9 protein-coding genes are annotated in these 9,771 nt (G+C 63.6%); 5 read left to right on the forward strand and 4 right to left on the reverse strand.

The features are described from left to right. The first annotated feature begins 150 nt into the window (after window positions 1-150). Window positions 151-342, forward strand: coding sequence for a DUF1289 domain-containing protein (locus PMI38_RS01445; protein WP_008089733.1), 192 nt, complete (start codon window positions 151-153; stop codon window positions 340-342). 96 nt (window positions 343-438) lie between these two features. Continuing rightward, entirely contained in the window at window positions 439-1,101 is a 663-nt protein-coding gene (locus PMI38_RS01450) for a hypothetical protein (RefSeq protein WP_008089734.1), read from the forward strand. Window positions 1,102-1,180: 79 nt separating this feature from the next. Here PMI38_RS01450 and PMI38_RS01455 read toward each other — a convergent pair whose 3' ends face one another. Genes PMI38_RS01455 through PMI38_RS01465 form a run of 3 tightly spaced genes read right to left on the reverse strand, consistent with a single transcriptional unit; the run spans window position 1,181 to window position 6,887 of the window. After that, a complete protein-coding gene (locus tag PMI38_RS01455) occupies window positions 1,181-2,587 on the reverse strand; it encodes an efflux transporter outer membrane subunit (protein WP_008089735.1) in 1,407 nt (468 codons plus the stop codon). Then, on the reverse strand, window positions 2,584-5,730 hold the full coding sequence (locus PMI38_RS01460) for an efflux RND transporter permease subunit (RefSeq protein WP_008089737.1): 3,147 nt from the start codon (window positions 5,728-5,730) through the stop codon (window positions 2,584-2,586). The genes PMI38_RS01455 and PMI38_RS01460 overlap by 4 nt, the downstream gene beginning before the upstream one ends. 35 nt (window positions 5,731-5,765) lie before the next feature. Then, a complete protein-coding gene (locus tag PMI38_RS01465; RefSeq protein ID WP_008089738.1) occupies window positions 5,766-6,887 on the reverse strand; it encodes an efflux RND transporter periplasmic adaptor subunit in 1,122 nt (373 codons plus the stop codon). 205 nt (window positions 6,888-7,092) lie between these two features. On the opposite strand from PMI38_RS01465, the gene PMI38_RS01470 reads away from it, so the two are divergent. Next, window positions 7,093-7,863, forward strand: a complete 771-nt coding sequence (locus PMI38_RS01470) for an IclR family transcriptional regulator (RefSeq protein WP_008089740.1) — start codon at window positions 7,093-7,095, stop codon at window positions 7,861-7,863. A 17-nt stretch (window positions 7,864-7,880) separates the two neighbouring features. Continuing rightward, complete coding sequence (locus PMI38_RS26115; protein ID WP_008089742.1) at window positions 7,881-8,525, forward strand: TetR family transcriptional regulator; 645 nt, start codon at window positions 7,881-7,883, stop codon at window positions 8,523-8,525. Here PMI38_RS26115 and PMI38_RS01480 read toward each other — a convergent pair. Beyond that, window positions 8,500-9,204 (reverse strand): GntR family transcriptional regulator, encoded by a 705-nt coding sequence (locus PMI38_RS01480; protein ID WP_043272760.1) that lies wholly within the window; start codon window positions 9,202-9,204, stop codon window positions 8,500-8,502. The two genes, PMI38_RS26115 and PMI38_RS01480, sit on opposite strands and share 26 nt — an antisense overlap. Window positions 9,205-9,373: 169 nt before the next feature. On the opposite strand from PMI38_RS01480, the gene PMI38_RS01485 reads away from it, so the two are divergent. After that, window positions 9,374-9,771 (forward strand): fumarylacetoacetate hydrolase family protein (locus PMI38_RS01485; RefSeq protein ID WP_008089746.1); only part of this gene is annotated, 398 nt, incomplete at its 3' end.

The raw sequence follows: 9,771 nt of genomic DNA on the forward strand, positions 1-9,771 counted from the left end.
CAAGCCCGCTCCCACAGGAGTTGGGTCAGCTTTCCACAGGAAAAGCACTGACTTGAAGGCCTGCGGGATACCTGTGGGAGCCGGCTTGCCGGCGATTGGGCCCGAACAGGCGATAAAGGGTATGATCCGCGCCCCGCACCGGAGCAGCCCATGGCCAAAGACATCGACAACCCCTGCGTTTCACTGTGCCAACTCAACAGCGAGCTGTGCGTCAGCTGTGGCCGCACGCGCGAGGAAATCCGCAAATGGCGTGGCATGAAACGCCCGGAGAAGATGGCCACCGTGCAGCGCGCCGCGACACGCATGAAGGCCATTGCCAAGAAGAATGCCAAGCTTCGCTGAACACCGGCGGGTAACGCCGACTATCCTTGATTCGGTACGCCGGCAGTAGTGGTGCAAAGGTCGGGCTTTCGTGTGACGAGCGGCAGCGAGGGTACTATGGCCAAGCCCAGAGAAGACAAACGAAATCGAATCCTCGACCCCGTCGACCGGGTGACCGAAGTCATCTTCGGCCTGCTCATGGCGATGACGTTCGTGGGCACGTTGAGCGTCGCCACGGCAGGCCGTGAAGAGGTGCGGACCATGCTCTACGCCGCCTTGGGTTGCAACCTGGCCTGGGGGCTCGCCGACGCGGTCATGTACCTGCTGCGCACCTGGACCGAACGTACGCGCAACCGCAACTTCGTGAGCTACTTGAAGCACGACGCCAGCGAAGAGGAAGGGCGAGTGCTGATCGCAGATGCGCTACCGTCCCGCATCGCTGTGATAGCGAACCCGCAGGTGCTGGAAATGCTACGCCAGCGTCTGGTCGAGTACGCCGACCAGCCGGTCCGTCCTCGCTTGGGGCCTGTCGATGTGCTTGGCAGCCTGGGCGTTTTCTCGCTGGTGGTGCTGGCCACCTTTCCTGTGGTGATTCCGTTCTTGCTCACCAACGACGCCGCATTGGCCTTGCGCGCCTCTAACCTGGTGGCCTTGGCGCTGCTGTTCATCTGCGGCTGGCTGTTGGCCCGTCACTCGGGTGGCTACCCCATGGCGACGGGGTTGGCGTTTGCGATCCTGGGTACGGCACTGATGTTCGGGATCATTGCGTTGGGGGGGTGAAGGTGAGGACTCTGCCAATCAAAAAAAGGGCTCGTCAAACAACCGAGCCCAAAGGGAGGAGGGGGTAAAGGCGGGGGCTTCAGAGGCTCGCGGGTACCTCAGCCTCCCCGCCGCCAAGCGCCTTGTAGAGTGAAATCAGGTTGTTGATCCTGGCCAGCTTGACCGTGACCAGATCCTGTTCGGCACTGAACAGGCTGCGCTGTGCATCCAGGGTATTGAGAAAGGTATCCACCCCTTCGCGATAACGGCTGTTGGCCAGGCCATAGCTCTTGCGGTTGGCTTGCACGCGCAGGTTCTCGGCAACCATCTGCTCATCCAGGTAGGCCTTCGCCACCAGCCCATCGGACACCTCGCGGAACGCCGTCTGGATGGTCTTTTGGTAGTTGGCGACTTCGATCGAGGTCTGCACCTTGGCGACATCAAGGTTCGCCTTGTTCCGTCCATGGTTGAAGATCGGTACGTTGATCGACGGCACGAACGACCAGGCCCCTTGGCCACCGGCGAACAGGTCACCGAGCTGAGCACTGGCCGAACCTGCCGATGCGGTGAGCGTGATGCTCGGAAAGAACGCTGCCCGGGCAGCACCGATATTCGCGTTGGCAGCCTTGAGCTGGTGCTCGGCTGCGAGAATGTCAGGGCGCGCCGTCAGCAGCCGCGACGGCATGCCGGCTGGCAGGTCTTCCTGCAGCTTCACGCTGTCCAGCGCGATGGCCGTGAATGCGCTGTCCGGCAGCGGTTTGCCGACCAGCAGCACCAGTGCGTTCTTGTCCTGTTCGACCAGCCGCTGATAGCGCGCCTTGGCCGACTCGGCGGTCCTGACCGTGCTTTCGGCCTGGCTCAGGTCAAGCTCGGTGGCGACTTCATGGTCATAGCTGCTCAAGACCAGGTCGTAGCTTTCGCGTTGGCTGTCCAGGGTCTGTTGCGCGATGGCCAGCAGCTGCTGGTCTGCCTGCAGTTGGTAGTAGGCCGACGCCACCTCGGCAATCAGTGCCAGCTTGGCGCTGCGCCTGGCCTCCAGGGTGGCGAAGTAGGTTTCCAGGGCCTGCTTGTTCAAGCTGCGCACACGGCCGAAAAAGTCCAGCTCATAGGCGGTGAAGCCGAGCCCGGCGCTATAGGTATGCGTGGTTTCGGTCTGGCCATGGGTGCTCAGGTCCTGGGGGACGCGTTGGCTGGTGCCGGCGCCCGACGCCGTGATCGAAGGCAGCAGGTCGGCGCGCTGAATGCGGTAAAGCGCCTGGGCCCGCTCGATGTTCAGGGCCGCCACGCGGTAGTCCCGATTGTTCTCCAGCGCCTGGCCGATCAGCGCCTGCAGCTCAGGGCTGTGGAAGAACTGCTGCCAGGTGACGATCGCGCCGTCTTCGTTGGAAGGCGCGCTGTAGGTTGCGGCAACCGGTGCGGCTGGCTGCTCGTAGTTCGGCATCAGCGAACAACCGCTGACGGTCAGCAGGGCCACGGCGACTGCTGCATGGAGTCGTTTCATTTTCATACCTGTGCCTCATGCGAAGCGGCCGAGCGGGTGTCTTTCGCGCGTTTGCGGGTGAACAGCTGGATGATCACCACGTAGAACATCGGCACGAAGAACACCGCCAGGAAGGTTGCGGTGATCATGCCGCCGATGACACCGGTACCGATGGAGTGCTGGCTACCGGAGCCGGCACCGTTGGAGATTGCCAGGGGCAGCACGCCCAGCATGAACGCCAGCGAGGTCATGATGATCGGCCTCAGGCGCAGGCGCGCAGCTTCCACGGCAGCCTCCATCAGTGGCTTGCCGTGCTCTTCGTGCAGCGCCTTGGCGAACTCGACGATGAGGATGGCGTTCTTCGCCGACAGGCCCACGGTGGTCAGCAGGCCGACCTGGAAGAACACGTCGTTCGACAGCCCCCGGGCCAGTGTCGCGATCACTGCGCCAATCACGCCCAGCGGCACCACCATCATCACCGCGACCGGCACCGACCAGCTCTCGTACAGTGCAGCCAGGCACAGGAACACGATCAGGATCGACAGCGCATACAGCGAACCCGACTGCGAGCCCGACAGGCGCTCTTCATACGAGATGCCGGTGAACTGCAGGCCGATGCCTGCGGGGAGCTGTTTTTCGATCTCCTCTACCGCGTCCATCGCATCGCCCGAGCTGTAGCCCAGGGCCGGTTCACCCTGGATCTGCACGCCGGGCACGCCGTTGTAGCGCTCAAGCTTGGGCGAGCCATAGGTCCAGTAACCGCTGGCGAACGAGGAGAACTTGACCATTTCCCCGTTGGCATTGCGCACGTACCACTTGTCGAAGTCTTCCGGTGAAATACGCGACTGGATCTCGCCCTGCACATACACCTTCTTGACCCGCCCGCGGTCGACGAAGTCGTTGACGTAGGCCGAACCCCAGGCGCTGCTCATCGTCTGGTTGATATCGCTGATGCTGACCTGCAGCGCCCGGGCCTTCTCGTTGTCGATGCGGACCTGGTACTGAGGCTCGTCATTCAGGCCGTTCGGCCGCACGTTCATCAGGCGCGGATCCTTTGCCGCGAGCGCCAGAAACTGGTCGCGCGCTTCCATCAGCCGCGCGTGGCCAAGGCCGGTGCGGTCCTGCAGGTACATGTCGAAGCCCTTGGCATTGCCCAGCTCCAGGATCGCCGGCGGTACGATGGCGATGACATTGCCGTCCTTGATCTGCGCCGCCCGGGCCTGAATACGCTTGGCCAGCGAGAAGATCGAGGTGTCGTCGCCGCCGCGCTCCTCCCAGGGCTTCAAGCCAATGAACAGCATCCCCGAGTTCTGGCCACGGCCGGCGAAGTTGAAGCCATTGACGGTATAGGCCGACTCGACCACCGCGGCTTCGTCCTTGAGCAGGTAGTCGCGCATTTCGTCGAGCACGGCCTGGTTGCGTTCGGCACTGGCGTTGGGCGGCATCTGCACCTGGACGACCATGGTGCCCTGGTCTTCATCGGGGAGAAACGCGGTGGGAATGCGTGTGAACAGCAGCACCACGGCGCCCACCACGCACAGGTAGAACACCAGGAACACGCCCTTGCGCTTGAGAATGCCGGCTACGCCCGCCTGGTAGCGGTCCGCGTTGCGGTCGAACATCCGGTTGAACCAGCCGAAGAAGCCACGCTTGTGCAGGTGCTCAGGGTCGGCCGGCTTGAGGATGGTCGCGCACAAGGCCGGCGTGAAGATCAGCGCCACCACCACCGACAACGCCATCGCCGAGACGATGGTGATCGAGAACTGGCGATAGATGATCCCGGTGGCGCCACCGAAGAAGGCCATGGGCACGAACACCGCCGACAGCACCATGGCGATGCCGACCAGCGCGCCCTGGATCTCGCCCATCGATTGCCGAGTGGCTTCCTTGGGTGACAGGCCTTTCTCGACCATGACCCGCTCGACGTTCTCGACCACCACGATGGCATCGTCGACCAGCAAGCCGATCGCCAGCACCATGCCGAACATGGTCAGGGTATTGATGGTGAAGCCGAACGCCGCCAGCACACCGAAGGTGCCGAGCAGCACCACCGGCACGGCCAGGGTCGGGATCAGCGTGGCGCGCAGGTTCTGCATGAACAGGTACATCACCAGGAACACCAGCACGATGCCTTCGAACAGCGTTTTCACCACCTCGTGGATGGAGGCGGAAACGACCGGCGAGGTGTCGTAGGGGAACACCACTTTCAGGCCCTTGGGCAGGTTGGGCTCGAAGTCGGCAACGGTCTGGCGCACGGCCTTGACGGTTTCCAGCAGGTTGGCGCCGGTCGCCAGGCGCAGTGCAATGGCAGCAGCCGGTTTGCCGTTGTAGGTGCCGGAGATGGAGAAGTTCTCCGCGCCCAGGCCGACCTGCGCCACGTCTTTCACGCGCACCTGCGAACCGTCCGGGTTGACCTTCAGCAGGATCTCCCGGAACTGCTCGGCGGTCTGCATCCGTGAGGTGCCAAGGATCGTGGCGTTGAGCTGCACGCCCTTGTGGGTCGGCAGGCCGCCGAGCGAACCCGAGGAGATCTGCACGTTTTCCGACTGCACCGCATTGATCACGTCCTGGGGCGTGAGCTGGTAGCTCAGCAGTTTTTCCGGGTCTACCCAAATCCGCATCGCGTACTGGGCGCCCAGCATCAGGTAGTCGCCGACCCCCTTGGTGCGGGTGATCGGGTCTTTCAGGTTGGAGACGATGAAGTTACCGATGTCGAAGTCGTCCATCGCGCCGTCTTCGGAGTACAGGCCCACGATCAACATGAAGTTGACCTGGTACTTGGCCACCCGCAGGCCCTGTTGCTGAACCTCCTGGGGCAACAGCGGCGTGGCCAGCTGGAGCTTGTTCTGCACCTGCACCTGGGCGATGTCGGCATCGGTGCCCTGGTCGAAGGTGACGATGATGCTCAGGCTGCCGTCGCTGTTGCTTTCGGAGGTGATGTAGCGCAGCCCGTCGAGGTTGTTGAGCTGCTGCTCGATGACCTGCACCACGGTGTCCTGCACGGTTTGCGCCGAGGCACCGGGGTAGGTGACCGTGACGATGATCGCCGGCGCGGCGATGTTGGGGTACTGGTTGACCGGGAGCTTGAGGATCGACAGCCCGCCCGCCAGCATCAGCACGATAGCGATCACCCAGGCAAAGATCGGCCTGTTGATGAAAAAGTTGGACATGGAGTGAGTTTCCTTCGCTACGAAAGCCGCTGGCGCTATTGGGCAGCGCTGGCCATCGCCGGGTTGGGGTGGACGTTGCGCGCAGCGACCGCAGTGACCTGGCTGCCATCCTTGACGCGTTGCACGCCTTCGGTAATGACCCGGTCCCCGGCCTCCAGGCCGGACTCCACGAGCCAGGCATTGCCCAGGCTGCGCAGCAGTTTCACCTCGCGCAGCAAGGCCTTGTCGCCGTTGTCCAGCACCAGGGCCGTGGCCTGGCCCTTGAGGTCACGGGCAATGCCCTGTTGTGGCACGAGCACCGCGTTGTCGCGCATGCCCTCGGTCAGAGTGGCATGCACGAACATGCCGGGCAGCAGGATGTTGTCCGGGTTAGGGAATGCCGCACGCAGGGTCACGGCGCCGGTGGTGGGATCGACCGTCACCTCGGAAAACTTCATGGCGCCGGGGTGGGCGTAGGTCGAACCGTCTTCGAGCTTGAGCTCGACCTTGGCCTGCTCGGGGCCTGCCAGGGTGAGTTCGCCGCGTGCCATTTCACTGCGCAGGCGCAGCAGGTCGACCGAGGCTTGGGTCACGTCGACGTAGATAGGGTCCAGCTGATGGATCGCGGCCAGCGCCTCGGGCTGGTTCTGGCTGACCAGGGCGCCTTCGGTGACGGCCGAGCGGCTGATCCGCCCTTCGATGGGCGCCAGCACCTTGGTGTATTCCAGGTTGATCTGCGCCATGCGCAGGTCGGCCTGCGCCTGTTCCGCCGCAGCCTGCGCATCGTCGTACTGCTGGCGGCTGATCGCGCGGCTTTCGACCAGGTGCTGGTAGCGCTGCGCCAGTTTGCGGGTGGTGTTCAGGGTGGCCTGCGCCTTGTCCACGGCTGCCTGGTAGGTCGACGGGTCGATCTGGTAGAGCTGCTGCCCCTTTTTCACCACCGCGCCTTCGGCAAACAAGCGCTTCTGGATGATCCCGCTGACCTGCGGGCGTACCTCGGCCACACGAAAGGCCGAGGTGCGCCCGGGCAGGTCGCTGCTGAGCAACACGCGCTCGGCTTTCAAGGTGACGTAGCCCACCTCCGGCGGCTGGGTCGGGGCCGCGGCTTCCTGTTGCTGGCACGCGGACAAGGCCAGCACGGCGAGGGGCAACGCCCCGAAAAGTTGTCGACGTCTCATGTTCAACGCTTCTTCCTCACAGCTTGCACGCAACCGTCGGATGACGGTCGTCGAAAAACAATAACCACAATGCGATGCGCTGTATCATAATTCGGTGCATTGAGATCAAGCAAGACGGAAAGCGAAACGCCGGTTGCCGGGCGGGCGATGTAGAATCGCCGCCATTGAAGAACGCGCAGGGCTGCGGCCCGAGATGGGAAGGCTTATGAGTGACGAGATCGACAAAGACGGCGAGGGCAGGGCAGGTGGCATCCAGGTCATCGCCCGGGCCAGCGCCATCATGCGCACGCTGGGGGCCAACCCCAAAGGGTTGTCACTGGCGGCGATCGCCCAGGAAGTCGGCCTGGCCCGATCCACCGTGCAGCGCATCGTCGCCGCCCTGGAAGACGAAGCGCTGGTAGAGGCGGCCCGCCCCGGCAATGGCTTTCGCCTGGGGCCGGCCTTGGCGCAGCTGATCCACCAGAGCCATCGGGACATCATCTCGATCGCCCGTCGTTCGCTGGAGACGCTGTGCAACGAGGTGCAGGAAAGCGTGACCTTGTCCTGCATCAGTGGTAACCAGATCGCGGTGATCGACCGGGTGATCGCCGAGCGCGAGCTGCGGGTGGTGTTCCCCATGGGGCAGTCGATGCAGATGCACGCGACCGCCGATGGCAAGGCGCTGCTCTCGACCCTGACCGACCAGCAGGTGCGCGACCTTTTCCCCGAACCGCTCGCCAAGCTGACCGACACCACCCTCGATCTCGATCAGTTGCTGGCCGAGCTTGCGACCATTCGCCGAACCGGGATTGCCGTCGACAACGAGGAACACACCAGCGGAATCAGTGCCTGCTGCATCCTGATCCCGACCTTCATGGGCCCGCACGCGGTGGCCATCGTGGCCCCCACCGCGCGGTTCGCCAAGCGCTCCGAGCAGCTGATCAACGCGCTGGTCGAATGCAAGGCGTCGATTTCGCAGCTGGCGGGTGGCGAGTAACCGTTCGAGAATGCCCCATGGCCAGAAAGACCAAGCTTGAAAGCCTCAAGACCTGTGAGCTGATCGTGGATTCGGCGGAGCAACTGTTCAGCTCCAAAGGCTTCGCCCAGACCACGCTGCACGACGTCGCCGAGCACGCAGGGCTGACGCGGGGCGCGATCTACTGGCACTTCAAGGACAAGACCGCGCTGCTCGATGCCGTCCTGGCGCGCGCGCAGCTGCCGTGGGACGCGTTGCCCCAGCGCTGCGACGAGATCGACAGGCCCTTGTCGGTGGCGCAGCTGGCAACGTTTCTGGCCCAGTGCATCGAGACGATCATCGGCGACCCGAGGTTGCATCGGGTATCGCTGATCCTCCTGCACACGACCGAATTGGTAGAGGACAACCGGCGTGTCCAGGTGCGCTTGACCCGCACCCTGGAGCGCATCGGCAACTTCCTGGCGGCCATGCTCGGCAAGGCCACCGATGTGCCGCGCGCAGCGGTCGACAGGGCGGCCAGTGCGGTCAAGGCGATGCTGACCGGTGTGGTCTACGAAGCGTTGATCGAGCCGAACGCGGTCGCGCTCGGCCATCTGCCGGTGGTGCTGGAACACACGCTGGCCAGCTGCCTGGCCGCACCTTGCGCCAACCCGTCGCTCAGCCTTGCAGGGCCTGGTGGGTGAGCACGCTGCGGGTGGTGGTCTGGTAATGCTCGGCGAGCAGGGCGCAGGCCTTGTCGACATCGCGCGCCAGGGCGGCATCGAGCAGCTCGCGGTGTTCACCCGGCACGTCGCGCTCGTTGGCGCCGGTGTAGTGCACCGAGAGCATCCGGTAGCGCGCGGTCTGGTCCCGCAGCATGTGCGACAGGCGCAGCAGCCAGGGTGAGCGGCAATTGGCGATCAGTGCCTGGTGGAAGGCTTCATGGGCTTTTTCCCACTCAGGCTTCATCAGCCGTTCCGGGCCTTCGACCACGGGCAGGCGGTCGAGGCGGTGATGGGCAGCGATCAACTGGCTTTCCCACTCCAGGTCACCGTGGCGGATGGACTCCGCCAACGCCTGGCACTCGATGAGCAGGCGGGTCTGGGTGATGTCGCGGATTTCTTCGGCGGAGATGCGCCCGACACTGAAGCCTTTCTGGTCTTCCGAAGCGACGAAGCCGCTGGTGGCCAGGCGCGACAATGCTTCGCGCAAGGGGATGACGCCTGCGTCGTAGTGTTCGGCCAGTTCTTTGAGGCGCAAGCGGCTGCCGGGTGCCAGGCGGCCGTTGATGATGTCTTCGCGTACCCGCGCCTCCAGCTGGGAGGCCATGGTGCGTTTTTCCGAGGTTGCGGGCTGCGCAGCCCAGCGTTCGGCTTGATTCATGAGCGGTATCACCGAGGGTGGCTGATGTTCAGATCATACACACATGGGGTATTTATCGATAATTCGTAAAAAATATATTTTATCGTTGACGGCATATTTTCCTCGGATTAGCTTAGAGGTCATGCCGCACTGCCTGGCGGCCGTCAAACCACAACAAGAGGTAAGCTCCATGCGTTACGTTCGTTTCTCTCAACAAGGCCGCCCGGTGCTGGGCGTTCGCACTGCCGAAGGTGTCCGGGTGCTTGGCGAGGAGTCGCTGGAGTCGTTGTTGGCGCGCGGTGTCGACCTCACTACCTACGGTGCCGATGCCCAGGGTGAGCTGGTCGAAATCGGTGAACAGGACTACCTGCCGTTGATGAGCCGCCCTGGCAAGATCATCTGCGTGGGCCTGAACTACGCCGACCACACCAAGGAGTCGCCCTACGCACAGCCGGACTACCCGACCCTGTTCCCGCGCTTCAACTCAAGCCTCATCGCCCACAACAAGCCGCTGGTGCGCCCACGCATCTCCGACACACTGGACTACGAAGGCGAAATGGCCGTGGTGCTCAAGAGCGGCGGCCGCCA

The sequence above is a fragment of the Pseudomonas sp. GM84 genome, assembly GCF_000282535.1.
Lineage (GTDB): Bacteria > Pseudomonadota > Gammaproteobacteria > Pseudomonadales > Pseudomonadaceae > Aquipseudomonas.

What these genes read in the sequence shown, in the direction of transcription:
- PMI38_RS01460 (WP_008089737.1), bottom strand. Translation starts at nt 5,730, where the DNA reads ATGTCCAACTTTTTCATCAACAGGCCGATCTTTGCCTGGGTGATCGCT.
- PMI38_RS01465 (WP_008089738.1), bottom strand. Translation starts at nt 6,887, where the DNA reads ATGAGACGTCGACAACTTTTCGGGGCGTTGCCCCTCGCCGTGCTGGCC.
- PMI38_RS01455 (WP_008089735.1), bottom strand. Translation starts at nt 2,587, where the DNA reads ATGAAAATGAAACGACTCCATGCAGCAGTCGCCGTGGCCCTGCTGACC.
- PMI38_RS01450 (WP_008089734.1), top strand. Translation starts at nt 439, where the DNA reads ATGGCCAAGCCCAGAGAAGACAAACGAAATCGAATCCTCGACCCCGTC.
- PMI38_RS26115 (WP_008089742.1), top strand. Translation starts at nt 7,881, where the DNA reads ATGGCCAGAAAGACCAAGCTTGAAAGCCTCAAGACCTGTGAGCTGATC.
- PMI38_RS01470 (WP_008089740.1), top strand. Translation starts at nt 7,093, where the DNA reads ATGAGTGACGAGATCGACAAAGACGGCGAGGGCAGGGCAGGTGGCATC.
- PMI38_RS01480 (WP_043272760.1), bottom strand. Translation starts at nt 9,204, where the DNA reads ATGAATCAAGCCGAACGCTGGGCTGCGCAGCCCGCAACCTCGGAAAAA.
- PMI38_RS01445 (WP_008089733.1), top strand. Translation starts at nt 151, where the DNA reads ATGGCCAAAGACATCGACAACCCCTGCGTTTCACTGTGCCAACTCAAC.